Source organism: Neobacillus sp. DZ-9 (assembly GCF_059587065.1).
This window is the reverse complement of the sequence record NZ_JCAIOL010000015.1, coordinates 21873-39799: the sequence shown is the minus strand read 5'-3', so window position 1 is coordinate 39799 and position 17927 is coordinate 21873. Positions and strand designations below refer to the sequence as shown.

The 17927-nt window shown below is 35.9% G+C and carries 19 protein-coding genes and 1 pseudogene; 5 read left to right on the top strand and 15 right to left on the bottom strand.

Features of this window, described 5'->3' with window-relative positions:
* The first annotated feature begins 48 nt into the window (after positions 1–48).
* Both AC59HZ_RS27980 and AC59HZ_RS27975 read left to right on the top strand, forming a co-directional pair.
* On the top strand, positions 49–993 hold the full coding sequence (locus tag AC59HZ_RS27980; protein ID WP_496549094.1) for a carbohydrate ABC transporter permease: 945 nt from the start codon (positions 49–51) through the stop codon (positions 991–993).
* A complete protein-coding gene (locus AC59HZ_RS27975) occupies positions 993–1826 on the top strand; it encodes a carbohydrate ABC transporter permease (protein WP_496549040.1) in 834 nt (277 codons plus the stop codon). The genes AC59HZ_RS27980 and AC59HZ_RS27975 overlap by 1 nt, the downstream gene beginning before the upstream one ends.
* Before the next feature lie 154 nt (positions 1827–1980).
* On the opposite strand, the gene AC59HZ_RS27970 is transcribed toward AC59HZ_RS27975, so the two are convergent.
* The 8 genes from AC59HZ_RS27970 to AC59HZ_RS27935 all read right to left on the bottom strand — a co-directional run bounded on the left by AC59HZ_RS27970 (position 1981) and on the right by AC59HZ_RS27935 (position 8790).
* On the bottom strand, positions 1981–2532 hold the full coding sequence (locus AC59HZ_RS27970; protein ID WP_496549039.1) for an NADPH-dependent FMN reductase: 552 nt from the start codon (positions 2530–2532) through the stop codon (positions 1981–1983).
* A gap of 31 nt (positions 2533–2563) precedes the next feature.
* Entirely contained in the window at positions 2564–3007 is a 444-nt protein-coding gene (locus AC59HZ_RS27965; protein ID WP_496549038.1) for a MarR family winged helix-turn-helix transcriptional regulator, read from the bottom strand.
* 273 nt (positions 3008–3280) lie between these two features.
* The gene (locus tag AC59HZ_RS27960) at positions 3281–3634 is read right to left on the bottom strand and encodes a DoxX family protein (protein ID WP_496549037.1); all 354 of its coding nucleotides are present in this window, start codon (positions 3632–3634) and stop codon (positions 3281–3283) included.
* 732 nt (positions 3635–4366) lie between these two features.
* Positions 4367–4513 carry a hypothetical protein gene (locus AC59HZ_RS27955; RefSeq protein WP_496549036.1) on the bottom strand — a complete coding sequence of 49 codons (147 nt, stop codon included), beginning with the start codon at positions 4511–4513 and terminating at the stop codon, positions 4367–4369.
* 530 nt (positions 4514–5043) lie between these two features.
* On the bottom strand, positions 5044–5895 hold the full coding sequence (locus tag AC59HZ_RS27950) for a penicillin-binding transpeptidase domain-containing protein (RefSeq protein ID WP_496549035.1): 852 nt from the start codon (positions 5893–5895) through the stop codon (positions 5044–5046).
* 74 nt (positions 5896–5969) lie between these two features.
* Positions 5970–6362 carry a hypothetical protein gene (locus AC59HZ_RS27945; protein ID WP_496549034.1) on the bottom strand — a complete coding sequence of 131 codons (393 nt, stop codon included), beginning with the start codon at positions 6360–6362 and terminating at the stop codon, positions 5970–5972.
* A gap of 915 nt (positions 6363–7277) precedes the next feature.
* On the bottom strand, positions 7278–8024 hold the full coding sequence (locus tag AC59HZ_RS27940) for a formylglycine-generating enzyme family protein (RefSeq protein WP_496549033.1): 747 nt from the start codon (positions 8022–8024) through the stop codon (positions 7278–7280).
* A 298-nt stretch (positions 8025–8322) separates the two neighbouring features.
* Positions 8323–8790, bottom strand: coding sequence for a hypothetical protein (locus tag AC59HZ_RS27935; RefSeq protein WP_496549032.1), 468 nt, complete (start codon positions 8788–8790; stop codon positions 8323–8325).
* A 307-nt stretch (positions 8791–9097) separates the two neighbouring features.
* Here AC59HZ_RS27935 and AC59HZ_RS27930 point away from each other — a divergent pair, with 307 nt between their 5' ends.
* Entirely contained in the window at positions 9098–9547 is a 450-nt protein-coding gene (locus tag AC59HZ_RS27930) for a DUF1569 domain-containing protein (protein ID WP_496549031.1), read from the top strand.
* A 187-nt stretch (positions 9548–9734) separates the two neighbouring features.
* Here the strand turns inward: AC59HZ_RS27930 and AC59HZ_RS27925 are convergent, their stop codons facing one another.
* A complete protein-coding gene (locus AC59HZ_RS27925; protein ID WP_496549030.1) occupies positions 9735–9908 on the bottom strand; it encodes a hypothetical protein in 174 nt (57 codons plus the stop codon).
* 1435 nt (positions 9909–11343) lie between these two features.
* Positions 11344–13209, bottom strand: coding sequence for a terpene cyclase/mutase family protein (locus AC59HZ_RS27920; protein WP_496549029.1), 1866 nt, complete (start codon positions 13207–13209; stop codon positions 11344–11346).
* Between the two features lie 164 nt (positions 13210–13373).
* On the opposite strand from AC59HZ_RS27920, the pseudogene AC59HZ_RS27915 reads away from it, so the two are divergent.
* Positions 13374–13693: pseudogene (locus AC59HZ_RS27915) on the top strand (spore photoproduct lyase family protein); the annotation flags it as partial.
* Positions 13694–14034: 341 nt separating this feature from the next.
* Here AC59HZ_RS27915 and AC59HZ_RS27910 read toward each other — a convergent pair.
* Together AC59HZ_RS27910 and AC59HZ_RS27905 are read right to left on the bottom strand one after the other, a co-directional pair.
* Complete coding sequence (locus AC59HZ_RS27910; RefSeq protein WP_496549093.1) at positions 14035–14664, bottom strand: DsbA family protein; 630 nt, start codon at positions 14662–14664, stop codon at positions 14035–14037.
* Positions 14665–14704: 40 nt separating this feature from the next.
* Complete coding sequence (locus AC59HZ_RS27905) at positions 14705–15346, bottom strand: NAD(P)-dependent oxidoreductase (RefSeq protein WP_496549028.1); 642 nt, start codon at positions 15344–15346, stop codon at positions 14705–14707.
* 197 nt (positions 15347–15543) lie between these two features.
* Here AC59HZ_RS27905 and AC59HZ_RS27900 point away from each other — a divergent pair, with 197 nt between their 5' ends.
* Positions 15544–15978 carry an Rrf2 family transcriptional regulator gene (locus tag AC59HZ_RS27900; RefSeq protein WP_496549027.1) on the top strand — a complete coding sequence of 145 codons (435 nt, stop codon included), beginning with the start codon at positions 15544–15546 and terminating at the stop codon, positions 15976–15978.
* 219 nt (positions 15979–16197) lie between these two features.
* Here AC59HZ_RS27900 and AC59HZ_RS27895 read toward each other — a convergent pair whose 3' ends face one another.
* The 3 genes from AC59HZ_RS27895 to AC59HZ_RS27885 all read right to left on the bottom strand — a co-directional run.
* Positions 16198–16470, bottom strand: a complete 273-nt coding sequence (locus tag AC59HZ_RS27895; RefSeq protein WP_307301865.1) for a DUF2277 domain-containing protein — start codon at positions 16468–16470, stop codon at positions 16198–16200.
* A gap of 376 nt (positions 16471–16846) precedes the next feature.
* Positions 16847–17275: a hypothetical protein gene (locus AC59HZ_RS27890; RefSeq protein WP_496549026.1), complete on the bottom strand. Its 429-nt coding sequence runs from the start codon at positions 17273–17275 to the stop codon at positions 16847–16849.
* A 171-nt stretch (positions 17276–17446) separates the two neighbouring features.
* Positions 17447–17927, bottom strand: a 481-nt coding sequence (locus AC59HZ_RS27885; protein ID WP_496549025.1) for a hypothetical protein, incomplete at its 5' end; no start/stop codon positions are given.

Below are 17927 nucleotides of genomic sequence, written 5' to 3'. Positions count from 1 at the left end.
GCTATCCATTTCTCCCTGTTACTAAAGTAAGGAGGAAATCTTTTGAAAATGGAGAAGCAGATTTTACATGCGAACAATCCAGGAGTTCAGCTTGAGAAAGCCCCCTTTCGTTTCTCAAAAGAAGGGATTTTTATTCTTCTTTGTCTAGCGCCTGCGATTGTTCTAGTATCGGTATTTGTATATTATCCCATCATTAAGGGATCCGTTATGGCTTTTCAGAATTACACCCTCTTCGACTTAATGAATATTCATTTTATTGGATTGGATAATTTTAAAGCTGTTATTTCAAGTCCTAACTTTGCCACCATTGTTAAGAACAGTGTGTATTGGGTTTTCTTCTCATTATTTTTTCAATTGGTCCTTGGCTTTGCGCTTGCCCTAAGCATGAGGAAACACTTCAAAGGTAGAGGAATCTATCAAGGTCTAGTCTTCTTTCCATGGGCGATGTCGGGATTCTTGATTGGGCTCATTTGGCGATGGATGTTTAACGGGCAATTTGGAGTCATTAATGATCTTCTTCTCAAAACAGGGTTGATTGATGCACCTATTGCGTTTTTAGCCGAAGCCAAGTGGGCGATGGCCTCTGTTATTATCGCGAATATTTGGTATGGAGTAGCGTTCTTTGCCATTATGATTTTGGCAGCGCTACAATCGATACCTGACGAGTTGTATGAAGCGGCTGAAATAGATGGGGCAAACAAGCTTCATCAGCTTTTCTATATTACCTTGCCTTATATTTTACCTACCCTCTTTATTACCATTCTCTTGAGAGTAATTTGGATTCTCAATTTCCCGGATATTATCTATTCCATGACAAATGGAGGTCCGGCTGGTGCAACGCATATTCTCTCTACATACCTGATTGATAAGGTTATGTTTGAACAGAACTATGGACAAGCCTCTGCAGTAGGTCTTATCATCGTTGTCATCCTTCTTTCTTTCATGGTGTTTTTCATAAAAGCTTCAAAATTTGAAAAGAAAGGTGATTTTTAATGACTAATGCTGGAATTTGGCTTCGTACTCTGAAAGTAGGTTTTTTAAGCATTTTTTTGGCCATCACCATTTTTCCATTGTATTGGATCATTATTACTTCCTTTAAAACACAGAAGGATATTTTTTCTCTGCCGATTCAATACTGGCCAAAAGAATTCACACTGGATAATTATATTCAAATATTTAAAATCTCTCATTTTCAAACTTATATTTTCAACAGCTTTTTCGTTTCCATTGTTGCTTCCTTTATTGTATTGATTATTTCTTTGCTTGGGGGATATGTCCTTGCAAGATTTAAATTTAAAGGGAAAGGACAGGTGATGGGTGGCTTCCTTATTACTCAAATGGTCCCTATTTTCATTGGTATGGCTCCGTTATATATGATGATGTCAAAAATGCAGCTTATTAATCATTTGTTTTCCTTAATGCTGATCTATACGGTTATGTTGATTCCTTTCTGCACGATCATTATGGTTGGATTTTTCCAGAGAATCCCTGCCTCATTGGAAGAAGCTGCCATGATAGATGGATGCTCAAGAATAAGCGCATTATTTAAGGTCATTGTTCCTGTTATGCTGCCAGGAATTATGGCCACCTTAATATTTGCGTTTGTTCAGTGCTGGAACGAGCTAATTATGGCGGTCATGTTTATTGATGAGGAATCGGTCAAAACCATTCCGGTGGCGATGAATTCTTTTATAAAAAAATATGATATTGAATGGGGAGCAATGTCAGCTGGAACGGTACTATCGGTTATTCCTACAATGATCTTGTTTGCTTTCTGTCAAAAGTACCTCGTAAATGGTCTGACGCAAGGTGCAGTGAAAGGGTAAATCTATTGGAGGAAATAATATGAAAGTAGATATACGGGGCCTGCCCTAAATGGAACAGGTAGAAAAATAAGGGTGATACATATTATCATGAATAATATGTATCACCCTTTTAGGTAGTATATGATATTCGAATTTCAGTTCAATATATCTTTGATTATTTTCTTAAAGTTTGTAATGCACCACTCCAAGCAACAACTTGGTCAAGCATTGCATTTACATTATTAAGGTGTAATTCAGCTGGCTTAAAAGTAGTATAGTTTTCAAAGTCGGTAAATAAGGACAGTGTAGGGTGAACACGAACATCTGCAATCATTAGTTCACCCATTATTCCTCGTAAATGTTCAGCTGCACGGGCACCTCCAGTTGAACCATAGCTAACGATACCTGCTGCTTTGTTATTCCAGGCATCACGAGCGAAATCAAGTGCATTTTTTAAGGCTCCTGTTATACTGTGATTATATTCCTGAACGATAAATACGAATCCATCCAAGCTGTTAAGTTTTTCGTTCCAAGCTGCAATTCCTGGTTCAGTCCCATCAGTTGTTCCTAAAAAAGGTAATTGATAATCAGCAATATCTACAATTTCATAGTTTGCATCTCCACGTTTGTCAGCAATTCCTTTCACCCATTCTCCCACTTGTGGGCTAACTCGTCCCTGTCTTGTACTACCTAAAATAATACCTACATTTAATTTTTCATTTGTCATTGTTTTTTCCTCCTATTTAGCTAATTAAAATTTATTTTTCCAAACTTTGTGCACCCATTCCAATTCTCTTTAATAAATCAATTAGCTGTTCTTTTTCATCATTCGAGATAAATGATAAATTTTGAGAAATGGTTGCAACGTGTTTGGGAAAAATCTCGTCAAATAATGCTCTTCCTTCTTCTGTCAGTACGACATTAGAAGCCCTTCTGTCATTTGGGTTTGGTTGTCTTTCTACAAGACCTTTCTTTTCTAACTTATCTACAACATAGGTAATACTTCCACTTGGAATAGAGAATTTCTCACTAATTTTTTGGACAGGATGAGGACCTTTACTGTAAAGCAATTCAAGAATCATAAAATTTTCATTATTAATTTTATGACTTTCAATGTCCTTCTGAATATTTGTGACAACAGCTCTGGAAGCCTTCATCCAAACACGAAACAATCTCAAATCCAGATCACTTTGTTCTTCCATTACCAAACCTCCTTTAACAATTAAGGTTATCTTGATTTTCTATATAAAGGATCATCAAGTTCAGTTGGAATCTCAATTAGCAGCATCCGAAGTTCTTCACCTTTAGGCTGAATGGTAACTGTTTCAAATGAAATCCTTATTATCAAACGTAGTCTACAATTCATCAATAATACTGCCATTACCTCTAATCGCTATAACAGCTAGTGTCCGATTGGGTCAAAGTGTATAGCTATAGGTTGCCCAAATTCCGATTTCATCATTATACATATAGGCTTAAAGCAATGAACCAAAATTTATTAGTAATACAATTAATCCTAATATGAATAAAATGATTGGCATCATCATATTTTTGACTGAATCTTTAATTTTGATATGAGTAAAAATAGCCCCAATCATCGTTACAGCTATTAGCAATCCACCCCAAGCAGCCAATGTTTCATTCCAAATACCTGCAATAACTAAAGCAGCCGAAATAAGTTCCACTAATCCTGTAAATACTCTAAACCATCCTGGATACCCAAAATGTTTAAATCCTTCAACCATTTGCTTTGAACCGAACTTCATAAATCCAAACATTAGGAAGCCTAATCCTAATAAAGCTTGGAGAATAGTTGATAAAACTGTCATTTATATCTCTCTCCCTTTACCCTAATATTATTTATCCTAAAATTATTTATCCTAATTATAGGACTCTTTTATCCTAACATTAGGACAAAAATTGTGTCAACAAAAAAAACAACCCAATTTATGGTTATTGGGTTGTTTTTTATCTCCTATTCGAATTGTTTCTTATTAAATTAACCTGCCCCGTTAGCAAAACAAGAAACAAGACCGTCGCACCGATCTTGTTTCTTTAACTCTCGCACCCTTTAGTTTAATAAGGATAATGAAATAGAATTCTCAAAACAGCCCATAGAAATAACCCTGCAATAATAACGAGAACTCGAATTACCCAATTCTTCACCCCATAAATCCTCCCTCCCTTGTAACAATTATTTGTCTACTTGATATTACTCCTTTAAGGGCTTTGGATAAGACCTTTTTTATATCTTCTCATCGTCAACTAACTAACCTGTCTTGTTTGTAAAAAAACGACTGCTCTTATTTGCAATCGCCCTCCATTATCTCTATTTTGACTAACTACTTCACCAAATGTTCCCTATTAAGCGAATTATCATTCTTGGTATAAACATTAAGATGTTCCAAACCACTTCAAATATAAACTCAATTAGGGTATCTTTAAAAAAGCCGTCTCTATTTCGTTTTTTATTTTTCATCTTCTAACTCCCAATTAATCAATCGTTGTTTAACTATTCTGACTCGGAATAACAAATTCAATCCTTTAAATAAATTCTACTTTTATTTTCTATTTCCTTCTTCAGCTAATCTGCCCCGTTCAACAAGAAAAAAGACCGACGCAGCGATCCATCTTGAACTAAAGCCCCCGTTAGCCATCCATGAAGCGTAAAAATCATCGCTTCTCCACAGAGAATGAAAATAGTTCATGCAGTCTATACTGTTTTAATGCTGGCGAAGAAGGTCTTTGAACTATGGTGCCTTTGAGCCCATCCGTTAGTCTGACTCCAACGACCACGGTGTACCACCGACTGTCGCGCCCATTTAGGGGTAGCACTTATGGGAGATTAATCCTTTTTCTGGTTGTTGCGCCAGCCTTTCTGATTTTATTTTAAGTAGAAAGGTATTACTATTTGGTTTTACCAGCCAACCTCATACTCCTTCCTTCAAGAGGCTCAGCCTTTTTTTAAAAACTGGTTTTTCTGGGTCTGTTTTTTCATGCCCTTTTTCCGTTTTTATTTTCATGGGAGTTTAAGTGAAAATCTTCACAATCTTTTTTTACCTTAACAAAATCTAATCCCTTAATGTGTAGGGGCATATCAAAAAGACGCTTTCCTACTAAAGAAAAGCGTCCTATTGCGGAAGATCGTTATTAAATTAAAAGGCAGTTATATACAGCATCAATAACAACTCCTTGGAATGGAGCACCCTTTATATTTAGCAAGCTTTCCGTGTGTACGTCATTCAAAAATCTTCTTACCCTTCAAAATTTGAAGGGTAATCTGCTTGGCCTTGCTACTGCTCGCCAGATCGTCTGCCTCAATATTCGTGGCAAAAATATAAGCATTTCCGTCCTTTTCAACGTAACCGATGAAATTTCCGTTGACCGGAATCCCGTTGATCACTCCATCCTTCCAACCTGTACCCGTTTTTCCAGACAGCAATACGTCATCCTTCTGATCCATTACGAGTATTTTCTTCACAATATCGATATTTCGGTGAGAGAAAGGCAGTTGATAGGTATAAAACCGTTTTAAGAAATCCACTTGCTCAATGGGTGAGATTCTTAATGAACTTTGCAGCCAGAAATGGGTCAATCCTCCTGAAATATCCTTATTTCCGTAGTGGATCCGGTGCAAAAAATACTGCTCACGATTTTCCCCCAACCGGCTAGCCACTTCTTGGAAATACCAGATCGTCGAATTTTGAATCGCTTGGGTCAAAGTCTGATCCTGATTCCATTGAGGAAATGGATATTCGGTTCCATCCCATTGAAATGTAGTGTTTTCATCTTCCAACACTCCCGTTTGCAATCCAAACAAAGTATGAGGTACTTTAAAAGTGGAATTGGGTGAAATCCGCTTTTCACTCTTGGCTTTGTTGTAAATTGTATACTGTTTATGCTGGAGATCATACATCACGAATGTGCCGCTATAACCGGTAAAATACGAACTTAGATCTTCGTAGACGACATTATGTTTTTTTACGGATACATCTTTCTTCACAGCATAACTCTTACTGTTGAAAGTTAGAAGGATTGTAGCCGCAAAAGTTATTACGACTAGGCATGCCAATATTCTTCTCCATCTCATGGTTATTCTCCTTTAGCGTACATTTTTATTATGTTTTTTCGGGATTGGTCACCAACTTAAATCCTTTATAACTTTTATTTCTCTTTTCTTACAACATAGCCCAACAAAAAATACAACATACTAATACATAAAATCATAAATTCATATGTGCTTCCTAATGCTCCTCTTGAAATAAAAAAGGTAACGAGAAGGCAAATTCCAAGTACTAAACAGAATCCAAAGTAAAATCTGCTCCATACGTTCCAGTTTAATGCAAAGGAACCTGCTCCGGTTATTACACTGACTATGAGAAGGCAAATAAAAATCACTAAAGTAAACTTATTAGTTGCTGATGAATCAATTTCGGAATTGAGCGCTCGCCCCAAGAATTTACCAAGGAAGAACAGAAAGCCATATCCTAACGTAGCAATGAACGTTAAGGTCCCTAAAACAATCCCGAATGTTTTTGATAATATATATTTCTCCATTAACTCACCTGCTACAGCGTAAATTTTTATGCTTTATACTGAGCGTAACTGTTCTATTATTTATTTTTTTAAACCATTCCAATACATTTGATTTTCTATATATTTCCTTAGCGTATGTTTTGGGTCATTTTGCTGGTACTCTCCCAATTTCTTAAAAAACATAATATACCTCCTAAATGTATTTGAAACAAATAATATTATTCGATAATAAAAGGAAAATCCCTTCACGATTGTTAAAATTAGGAAAAAATGATCAGACCGTAATTGCAAATAAAGTTCTGTTCCTGTATGTGGTGATTGAACTTTGTGGCATAGTAACAGTGCTCTCCGTTTTAGGCAACGTGTGAAAAAGCATAAAAAGAAAGTAAAGTCTTGATAATCAGCGTTTTAGGAACTTTTCATCCTCTTACTTTGCTGTCTATGACAGTTAACCCTGCAATCAAGACTATATTATTTAACACAAATACATATTTTTCTATTTCAGAGTTATTCCACAATCTGGCCCGATTGTGGAAAAAAAGCTAATGACGATTGTTCAACTAAACTGCAAGTTAGCTCAACAAGAAAAAAATGACCGCCGCAGCGATCACATTATCCTGAACAAAAGCACCTTATAGTTTAAGTGTAATCCTTCACAATCTCTTCTACACCTTAATATAACTCCAATCCCTAATAATTTTTGTTCCAGAATCCAGTACAATACAAAAGACGCCTTCTTATTCAAGAAAAGCGTCCTTTAATGGAAGATCGTTCAACATTATTAAGAGCCTCCTAGCTACTTACATAAGATATTGCAGAAAAGCATCCTAGAAAGTTTAAGAGAAAATATCCTCTCATACCGTCTTTTGGGTTCCATGAACCCTGTACCCACCCATATATTCCTAACAACGTATATCAATTCAGAATTTCAAATTATTAAACGATTGATCTAGCAATTCTAAATCCGATATCATCTATATAAAAATCAGGCATACTCTTTCGACGACAAGTAGCTCCACATCCACGTTCTTCTTCTGCCCAACTTCCTCCACGAATTATTCTGTAATTACCAAATGTCTCCTCATCGTATAGGTCCCAGCACCACTCCCAAATATTCCCGATCATGTCATATAAGCCCCAACCATTAGGCTTTTTCTTACCAACTTCGTGTACTCGTTCGTTAGAATTATCTTTATACCAAGCGATTTCATCAATTTCACCATACCGATATCCTTTTGATTTTGCCTTACATGCATATTGCCATTCAGAATCTGTCGGTAAACGAAAACCATTAGTATTATAATTGCAAATAACTGATTTACTTTCATTATCAAAATCATAAAACTTTTCATAACCCAGTGTATCAGATAATACATTACAAAAATTCACTGCATCTATCCATGAAACATTAACAACTGGTTTTCGAGCCTCAGTAGTTGTTAAAAATTTCTCCCCCGTAATAATCGCATACAGTTCTTCTGTCACCGTGTATTTGGCAAGATAAAATGGCTTAATTTCTACATTCCAAATAACTTCCTTTAAATTTTTTCTAATACCCGGCAATCCAAATTTATAGTTTGAACTAATCCATTTTTGCTCGTTTCGAAAATCCCGTAGGCTAATTTCTCCTTCAGGAATATAAACCATTAAATCTTTTAAGTAGTCATTTAAGTTAGCTAACATTGTCCTCTCCTAGGTCTTGAATTAATGTTATTAGACACAAATTCCATATTAAGACATCTTTTAAGGATTATTGTTTAAGCATTTCTTCACAATTTCATACCAATATTAACATAAATATCCAGTTTTGTTTGGATATCTATTCAAGAATAAAGCCCGATTGTTAAAAACAAGTTAAACACTTCTCTTCAACAAAACTGCCAGTTAGCACAACAAGAAAAAAGACCGCCGCAGTGATCCATCTTGAACTCAAGCAACCGTTAGTTGAAGAAATCAATCGTAAAATGCCAAGTAAATTTTATTATATTTCATTCTTGTTTACTTGTTTTTTTACTTTGTAATCTTGTTTTTGCAAGCCAATGAAGGCGGAAAAGGCGGGAATAAATGCAAAAAGACTCCTAATCCAAACGGGGATCGTCATAAAATCTGTAACCCATTTTACGGGCATGGATAACAGCACATTGGCAAACTCAAGTGGAAAGGCGCTTTTATCGGTATGTTTTCCTATGGCGAGAATGATGAAAAAACTGATGAGCGGCATCAACAAAACCGACAATAGATTTTTGAAAACGCTTCCTTGATTATCCATATATTTATACCCAGACCAAAGAAAAGACAAAATGAACAGCACGAGGTTGAGCAAGCTGATGCCAGATTCCGTCAGGTTCGTGTCGCCCAAAATAGAACTCAACGAGTAATCAACGATAAAGTATACGACCAATAGGCTAAGAAATTGGGTGAAAAACATATAAAGATTGTTTTTGACCAAAATAGTTCATCTCCTCTCGATTCCTTAGTTTGAATTCATCATATTTGAAGAATATATTTCATTTGAAAATTTATGAAATTTAGTTGAATATATGTCTATCCAACTTTCAGATTTACAAAAAACTATTTCCGTTTTCACCATAACCATCATTTTTTAATTATCCATAACCAATTTTTGATTTATTTTTTATTAAACTAAGCGGCTTCGATGCTGCAGAAACCCATTCTTTCGCTCTTGCACCCGTTAGGATTAAGTGCAGATGAAGGTGAATATAAATAATAGTAAATATTTAAAGGGGATTACGCTTATGAAAAATATTTTTAATCATTTGCATACAGAGGAAATTTTAAACCGTATAGACAAGTTAAATCCGAATTCACAACCGCAATGGGGAAGAATGGATGTTGCTCAAATGCTAGCTCATTGCTCATCGTACCAAGATATAGCAATGGGAAATTCTTTCCCACCGAGAAGTTGGTTAGGGAGGTTAATAGGAAGATTTGTAAAACCAATTTTGTACAATGACAAGCCGATACCTCACAATATGTCCACTATTCCGTCCATGTTGATAACAGATAATAAAGAATTTGATACAGAAAGACAAAAACTGAAACAAAAAATTATTGCATTTCAAAATGATGGACCAGAGAAATGTACAACTCATCCACATCCTTTTTTCGGCAAAATTAGCTCCGAGGAATTGGGGAAAGGAATTTATAAGCACCTTGATCATCATTTAAAGCAGTTTGGAGTTTAGCCATCTAACTCCCAATTTTGTACATCAGAATTTAAATGGTACTGCTCCCCTGTAAAATAGTGTAAGGCGAAAAAAAGGAGATTACAAATTTGCGATTACACTAACCTGCTTCGTTAGCTTAACAAGAAAAAGACCGCCTCAGCGATCACCGTTTTCAACTCTAGCTTCCTTGTATAACAACACAAAGTTATTTCACATTTTCACCAAAATTTTTAAGTTGGTTTTTTATTTCTTTAAGTTCTGACCTTAAAGCCTTAACTTGCTTAGAATTATCAATGCCAATACTAACTGCATATGCAATTACAAGAAATAGAACAACTAAACCAATAAAGCCGTAAAATAATGTTAAAATAGTCCCCATAACTTTGTCGCCCCTTATAAAATAAACTACTTCAACATTACCATAAAACGGTAAAATGGGTGACGTTTATTTTGTTCTTATTAATTTAATCTGTCCCTTAAGTTCAACAAGAAAGATCTTCCACGTTAAGCTCAGATCTTAAACTCAAGCACCCCTTTAGTTTAAGTGCATTTCTTCACAATCTTTTTTTACCTTAACAAAATCTATCCCTTAATGTGTAGGGGCATATCAAAAAGACGCCTTCTTACTAAAGAAAAGCACCCTATTCTAAAAGATCAAAATGGTGTTTTTTATTTTTACGTATGAAAGTGTCAACTTATTGGTGATCGAGATTTCCATGGATAGAACGATAGGTTTAGCAAAATCCATTGGAATATAGTAAGGAATACCCCTATCTGATCAAGTATTTTGTAATTATCAAAAAATCTTAGAAAAATGAATTGTAAAGGCAAAAGGCTGAAAGAGAGAATTAATAGATTGCGATTTAACCTTTTCCATGAAGGACGATGAGCGGAATGCTTCGATCTCAAATCACGAATAATCCATACGTAGGATAGAGACAAAAAAAGGATATCGAAAGGAAAAATTACTTTTCCTAAGGACAAATCTAGCCCTAAAGTATCTCCTTTTAAATAGATAGTTTCTGAAGAGAAAAACCATGATCCTGATTCAATGACTAAAAGCATAAACCATGTTAATAATAACCAACGAAATGGCTTGTGAGTGTTTCTCCATCCCAAAATAACTACCGTGGTCATTAGGGCAGTAAATATTAACAAAAGCCAATACTGTCCACCAATTCCTGTTCCGACTATCCCCATCCAACTTGACCACGAATAAGATGGTCCATCGAATAAGCCTCTTATTGTAGGCAACCAGTATGTAAACCCACTCAGCATCACATATATTAGTATTAAATGTAATAGCCTATCTGGTTTCAGCTCCATAACAAATCACCTCGAATGAATTTATTAATAAGTATATTCAACACGAGATGTTTGTAAGATATATATATTACACATTACTTTAACCTAGCTATCTAGGTATTGTTCAACAATATGACCCGATTGTTGAATAAATGCTAATGACGATTGTTCAACTATCCTGCTTCGTTACTTCAATAAGAAAAGCCGCCGAAAATGGCAAAAGCACCCATTACTTTAAGTGTAATTCTTCACAATCTGATTTGTAAGACAGAATACAGGAAAAGTCGATACCTTGTTAGTGCATCGACCCTATAGTTCAAAAACTTGGTGGATTCAGACAAACGACCCAAGATCGTAAGAAGAAGAAAAACAGAACAGCATTGGTCTTTGTGTTAAATATATCCTTTCCCCCTTCAACCCACGTTTATTCTTCTCAAATCAAACACTTGATGCAAGAATCAATCTGGAAAAATCTTTTGCCACTAGAATAACAAAGGAAGTGTTGAAAATCACTTTCCGTATTTTGTTTGATAATGCGATAAAGCTAGTAAAGGGAAAATGTACCTATAACTGTGATAATGAATATAAAAAGCGCCAGCCATTCCTTGTCCCTTGGGATAAGAAGTGGTCCAATCTTCCCGACTAATAGAATTGACCAGAAAGGAAATCCCTCTTTCAATCGCAGCAGTAGGTTGATCTGAAGCGGAAATAAGTGCATCCAATGCCCAGGCGGAATGCGTCAATGTGCTTTCACCAAGGGGGATAAATTTTCCTAGATGATCGCTATTACAGGATTCACCCCAACCTCCATCCTCATTCTGAATGTTTTTTAGCCATTCAACGGCTGTATCAATTGAGGGGTGACGACGGGATAAACCAACAGCCATCAATCCTGTTACCGCTGCCCATGTCCCATAGATATAGCAAATCCCCCATCTGCCATACCAGGAGCCATTCTGCTCCTGATTTTTAACCAGCCATTTTACGGCTTTTTTTACCGATTTATTTTGGGCTGGTAGGTTAGTGTAGTTTCCTAGGAATTCAAGTGTCCGTCCTGTGATATCCGAACAGGTGGGATCTGCTAAAATAAACCTGCCCTTTTCAATCGGTAATAGGTCAAGCAGCTTTGAGTTTGTATTTTTTTCAAATGCTGCCCAGCCGCCATCATTATTTTGCATGGACAACAGCCAACTGATTCCCCGATCCCAGGCATGGAGATTCGTGGAAACAAACCGTGCAACAACACGGAGGGAAGTAGTTGTGTCATCTACATCAGGATGTATGGTGTTTACATCAGAAAAACCCCAACCCCCTGGTAGCTGGTTCCGATTATGAATAATCCAATCACCAAACTTATGATGCTGCTTTCCTAATAGGTATTGATTTGCCTTAATGATCACCTCGTCGTCTGTCTGGACCCCGGCAGACTGTAAAGCATAGCCAATTAACGAAGTATTCCAGACATTCGCAGTTGTGTATTGCATATGGGGCAATCCGTTAATCTCGCATTTCATCGACATAATACCGGAAAGGGCATTTATAATTAGCGGGTCTGTTTTCTTATATCCCAGAGACAGAAGGGCGAAAATCATTAAAAAGGTACTGCTGTAATAGCTCAAAAGCGTCCCATCTTCCTCAATATGGTCAATCATATATTTTTCCGCCCGTTCAATTGCCAGTTTGTGCAGCTGAACCGGCACCCCCCTCAAGCTACTAATGTCCTCTTCTAAAATTGAATGAAGTGACCGCCAATCATTTGACTGAATCCAGGAAACATCTTGATTTCGATTTACAGTTAAATCCTGAAGATTCGGGCTTTTTGCTGTCTTAAGTGAAAATTTTTTATCCATCAGCAGCATAATTGGTGTCAAATTCGCTCTGCCAAATACCGAAAATGAATAAAAATTTATTGGAAAATGAAGCGGAAGCAAAATGACTTCGATGGGCAGTGGAAAAAAACTAGGATACTTTAATTGCCCCGTCATCGCAAACATGATCTTTGCAAATATATTTGCTTCCTCCAATCCACCTTTTGCTAAAATAAATTTTTTCGCCTTTTTTAGTTGTGGATCACCCTTCTGATAATACCCTGAATAGAGCAAAGCATAATAGGACTCAACCGTAGCCGTCAGATTTCCCTCACCCTCATCATGAAAAATCTTCCAAGCCCCGTTTTTTTCCTGTCTCGATAGGATTCTCGCAGCCAGTCCTTTAATCAATTCCTCATCCTCTATTTCCAAAGTCCTTAATAAAATGATCGTATAGGCATCTGTGGAAATGCCTGTTTCAAACGGATAGTTCCATGAGCCATCAGGTGATTGATCACTTCTCAATCTATCGATAATCCACTCTGTCCCTTTTCTTGTATTGATCATGATCAACCCCCTCTCTCTCCTGATAATGAATGATTCTTATTTTAAACATATTCCTTTGGGGATGGATAAATTCGAAAAAGAGGTTTGTATTAGATTTTTTGTCTTTGTATATCAGAATATTAAATTGATTATGCGTACTTCAAATGTATTGTGCTTCTTCAACACCTATCTACCTTCATGAAGGATGAGAGAATGGATACTATCATTTGTTTGAACGGCTAAATGCCGAGTTGCCGATGGATGCAAGGGATATCACTTTTGAATTATTCAACATAGGCTCACCGAACCTGCAAAGAAAGTGATTGAAAAGAACTATCCAATGACTAAATTAGAACTGGATGAGTCATCGAGAAGATATAAATGGGGGAAATATGGAATTGGTAAATATATTTATCAAAAAGAGGAGGAAGAGGATATAAAAAGTCGCCTTTACTCCTATATGGAAAAGTTTTTTCCAAACGCTAAATTGGAATACTTCACCTAACAATCATATTAATTTATGATAAACAAAAACATTTCCGAAATGTTGGAGGTACCCCCTAAGTATTTTGTTATTTATTAGATGAAATCGATTATCGTATTAATTTTCGTCCTAAAAGATTCCCTATAAGAAAAATTGGTACCATTAAAATGCTTAGGGGAATACTTTTGACAATACTTCACATTCTCTTATATTCGATTTGGAATGAATAATGGTAATAACACACAAAAATAATACTTCTTATTGAGTCTAACGAGCATTACATAATTCTTATATTAAAAAACCGACCTCTTCTAATGGAAGGTCGGTTTAATTTAAGTTTAATTTTGCTTTTTAAGAGCTAGTTATGAAATGACACTTTCTAGACGAGCCTCTAACTTCTCGGCGGTCATAACACCTCCACCAAGCCCGATAAATTCGTCCCCCTTCTGTAAAAGCAATGTAGGGTAGCTTTGGACACCAAGCTGTTGAACCTTTGCAAAGTCTGCGTGGGCATCTTCGGTGGATACTTTTTCTTCGAATCGTGCCAGAACTGCCTCTGGATCAAGATTATTAGCTATAGCAATTTCTCGGTAAGTTACTGGTTCACTAAGGCTCTTACCTTTGTAATAAAACGCATGCTGCATGGAAGAGGCTAAATAATAGGCACGCTCTGGTGCGAAGAAACGCAATGCAGAAAAGCCTTTAGCCGCCGCCTCAGAGTCCATGACAAAAGTACCTTCTGCCAACAACGTTTGGTAAGAGGTACCAAACTCTGCACCAATTAGCTGGCTGATTCTTTTATTTGCTTCTGGAATGTGTGAAAAAGAAGCTAATGGTAACTTTTTATGTCCTACAAATAGACCTCCAGGCAAGACAGTCAGTGGTAAATCAGGGTGATTCTCGTGAAAGGATTGAAGGCTCTTCGAGAACCCGTAACACCAACCACAGTATGCATCCCATACATAGATAAGAGCAAGTTCCTTGTTATTCATAGTAAAATCTCCTTTCAAGCCTATTTTTAAGCGTGACTGCTTACTCTGCTTCGCCAACGACAGTAAAACGTTCGTTTATGTGCTGTGGATTTTCAATTTCATCTAAAACTGCAATTGCGTAATCGGCATAACTTATATAACTTTGACCTTTTGAATTGAAGATTAATTGGTCTCCACCTTTTTGATAAGAACCCGTACGTTTACCTTCAGCATCAAAAAATCCAGCTGGACTGATATATGTCCATTGGACTCCACTCGTATTTTGTAGTTCTTTAAGGTTTTCCCCCATATTTTTAGCAGTTGCAAAATAGGCTTCAGGAAATTCAGGAGTTTCAAATTTTCTTACTGTTTTTGTTTCATTCACAAATAAACTTCCTGCTCCTCCTACAACAATTAATCTTGTTGTTGGTGCACCTTTAAGTGCTTCAATTAATACTCTTCCAGCTTCAACATGAAGATGTTCTTCTCCAAATGGAGCATTAAAAGCATTTACAATAATATCGAAATTCTTAATATCTTCTGCTCTTAAGTCAAAAATGTTCTTTTCCAATACTGCTACATTTTTACTTTTGACCTTTGAGGCATCTCTTACAATAGCTGTGATTTCATGTGTTCGACTAACTGCTTCTTTTAAAATAAGACTTCCTGCTTTACCACTTGCTCCAATCATTGCAATCTTCATTTTATATTCCTCCTGTTTTTTATGGTTATCTTGTAATCAATTTCGTTACATGTATCTATATTAGTTACATGTAACCAATTTGTCAACATGTAAAATATTATTTATTATTTTCTTCGCAATTTGGTATAATAAACTTGTAATCAAATCAATTACACGATAAAGAAATAACGCAATAGTAATAGGGATGGTGACTGAACATGTCCATCAGCAGCCGATTTGCTGTCGGAATTCATATATTGACTTTAATTGAATTAAATAAAGTAGGAGTAACCTCTTCTGAGTTTTTAGCTTCAAGTGTTAACACGAACCCAGCGGTAATAAGAAAGCTAATGGGGATGCTAAAAAAAGCTGGTTTGATAGAGGTACATCCAGGAATTGCAGGGGCTAAACTCGTAAAGAAATTATCTGATATTACAATGTTCGATGTTTATAAGGCAGTGAATGTTGTACAGGAGAAAGAATTGTTTAGCATACACGAAAATCCAAATCCTGATTGTCCCGTAGGAAGGAACATCCAGAATACAACAGAACAATTATTCACAGCAGCACAATTGGCAATGGAGAAGGTTTTAAGAAATGTTACTTTAGAAGATGTTGTAAAGGATATTGCTACTAAAGAAAATATCTGTTAGAAAAGGCATTCCAAAGGAATGTCTTTTCTCTTGTTATTCAAGTAACCTGCCAGTTAGTCGAATAAAAAAGGCTGCCGCAGCAGCCTTTCCTCCTCAACTCAAGCACGTGTTAGTTTTACAAACTAATTCTGAATAAGCTGTCGAAACAGCTTATCTTTTTGATTTAAGCACTGGTTAAAGGACTATCCTATCAAACACTTTTTTCTATTTTTTAGTCCTCTAATTTGTTCCATACCTTTTAGCTGCTCTAGTACGAGCACGCTCAGCTTCGACCTCACGATTCCGTGGCTCGGTACTCGTTACCAGTGTGTTTAATAGTTCTCTAGAAACCATTGCAATCTCATTGACTGCACGAATAAACGCCTCCTCATTCGCCTTTGAGGGCTGGTTATAACCCGTTATCTTTCTGACGTACTGAAGAGATGCTGCATGAATCTCTTCTTCGGTAGCTGGTGGATCGAAATTAAATAATGTTCGAATGTTTCGGCACATAACTTACTCTTACTCCTTTTTATTTTCATTATTGTTGGTCTTGAAAAAAGATTGATTAAATTTAAGGAATATAAAAATTCATCTTTTCGAACAAAAAATTGATCAAAACAATGACTCTTTTCTATTTTAAGTATTACCATTGATGGAAAATTCCACTTTATATCTAACACCAACTTTTAAATAAATGCTAAGGTATTTATTCTCCATTGTTTTTAACAATACCTTCTTCCACTAATCTGCTTCGTTACTTGAATAACAAAAGGGATTGCCGCCGCCATCCCGTTTTTAACTCTTGCACCCGTTTGTTTAAGTACATTGTTTCACAAAGTTGCCTTTAACTTTTCTATTACCCAGAACTATTATCCTTTTTATAATGTTACCGTTTATTATAAGGAAATAAATTTGACCCCCAATCTCGCCATTTTCCTTTAAGTGAAGAAATCAGTTCCCTTCCCCCAAAAGCGATAGAACCTTCGTGTGAAGCGTAAATAATCCAACCCATATCTTCATTGAACCAGAACTTTTCACCATAGCGACCATAGGATGGGTCAAGTGAATTTGTTTCAATAACATAAACAGTACGGTCTTCGTGCATTTCAAAAATTTGATTTATATTTAGTTCCAATAGGAGATTCTGAATATCTGATATTTTGCTTACAACATTTTTAATATAATCAGAGTTAAATGCAATAACATCTTCTCGCTTACAATCATAAATTGGGTACCAATAATAATTTTCAATGTCCCATATCGTATTTAGCTTTTTTTCAAGACCATCAGCTATTTCATTTGATACTTGTTTCATAACCAACCACTCCATCAAATCTTACTATGTAAGCATTTCAATTCGACATATTGATAAAATATTCCTTCTTGAACTATACTGCTCCGTTAGCACAATAAGAAAATGGGATCGCCGCAGCCATCCCATCTTTAACATAAGCACCCGTTTGCTGAATAAGCCACACGATAATTTTTACCCTTCAATCATTGTAGAATCATCATACCCAGATGAAACATATAATATTTTTTGCCCATTAATAACCACATCGCATAGATAAAAAAGATGATTAAATACTTCATTTACGTCCTCTTGAGAAAAATCCATCTCGGATAAATGATGTGTTCTTCTATATTCCTGAAATATTGGACTTTCATTTTTATTTTTTAATGATACTAATACCCCTGAAGCCCATCTCCGCAATTCTTCAACTTCTTCTGTATAAAGGTATCTCATTTCTTCCTGTTCAAATTGTGTAAATTTATCAAGATGTATGTTTAATTCGGACTGATATTGAATCAAAAATTTTAAGATTACTTCTGGGATTACAACATAGATAAGCGATGAATCTTGATTTGTATTTTTAACTAAACCAAAACGTAATTCAGACCCGAAATGATTCATTTTTGTCCCCCATTTGAAATATTTAACTCCATTATAATTTAATTCCTTCTTC

What these genes read in the sequence shown, in the direction of transcription:
- AC59HZ_RS27980 (WP_496549094.1), top strand. Translation starts at nt 49, where the DNA reads ATGGAGAAGCAGATTTTACATGCGAACAATCCAGGAGTTCAGCTTGAG.
- AC59HZ_RS27975 (WP_496549040.1), top strand. Translation starts at nt 993, where the DNA reads ATGACTAATGCTGGAATTTGGCTTCGTACTCTGAAAGTAGGTTTTTTA.
- AC59HZ_RS27970 (WP_496549039.1), bottom strand. Translation starts at nt 2,532, where the DNA reads ATGACAAATGAAAAATTAAATGTAGGTATTATTTTAGGTAGTACAAGA.
- AC59HZ_RS27965 (WP_496549038.1), bottom strand. Translation starts at nt 3,007, where the DNA reads ATGGAAGAACAAAGTGATCTGGATTTGAGATTGTTTCGTGTTTGGATG.
- AC59HZ_RS27960 (WP_496549037.1), bottom strand. Translation starts at nt 3,634, where the DNA reads ATGACAGTTTTATCAACTATTCTCCAAGCTTTATTAGGATTAGGCTTC.
- AC59HZ_RS27955 (WP_496549036.1), bottom strand. Translation starts at nt 4,513, where the DNA reads ATGAACTATTTTCATTCTCTGTGGAGAAGCGATGATTTTTACGCTTCA.
- AC59HZ_RS27950 (WP_496549035.1), bottom strand. Translation starts at nt 5,895, where the DNA reads ATGAGATGGAGAAGAATATTGGCATGCCTAGTCGTAATAACTTTTGCG.
- AC59HZ_RS27945 (WP_496549034.1), bottom strand. Translation starts at nt 6,362, where the DNA reads ATGGAGAAATATATATTATCAAAAACATTCGGGATTGTTTTAGGGACC.
- AC59HZ_RS27940 (WP_496549033.1), bottom strand. Translation starts at nt 8,024, where the DNA reads ATGTTAGCTAACTTAAATGACTACTTAAAAGATTTAATGGTTTATATT.
- AC59HZ_RS27930 (WP_496549031.1), top strand. Translation starts at nt 9,098, where the DNA reads ATGAAAAATATTTTTAATCATTTGCATACAGAGGAAATTTTAAACCGT.
- AC59HZ_RS27925 (WP_496549030.1), bottom strand. Translation starts at nt 9,908, where the DNA reads ATGGGGACTATTTTAACATTATTTTACGGCTTTATTGGTTTAGTTGTT.
- AC59HZ_RS27920 (WP_496549029.1), bottom strand. Translation starts at nt 13,209, where the DNA reads ATGATCAATACAAGAAAAGGGACAGAGTGGATTATCGATAGATTGAGA.
- AC59HZ_RS27910 (WP_496549093.1), bottom strand. Translation starts at nt 14,664, where the DNA reads ATGAATAACAAGGAACTTGCTCTTATCTATGTATGGGATGCATACTGT.
- AC59HZ_RS27905 (WP_496549028.1), bottom strand. Translation starts at nt 15,346, where the DNA reads ATGAAGATTGCAATGATTGGAGCAAGTGGTAAAGCAGGAAGTCTTATT.
- AC59HZ_RS27900 (WP_496549027.1), top strand. Translation starts at nt 15,544, where the DNA reads ATGTCCATCAGCAGCCGATTTGCTGTCGGAATTCATATATTGACTTTA.
- AC59HZ_RS27895 (WP_307301865.1), bottom strand. Translation starts at nt 16,470, where the DNA reads ATGTGCCGAAACATTCGAACATTATTTAATTTCGATCCACCAGCTACC.
- AC59HZ_RS27890 (WP_496549026.1), bottom strand. Translation starts at nt 17,275, where the DNA reads ATGAAACAAGTATCAAATGAAATAGCTGATGGTCTTGAAAAAAAGCTA.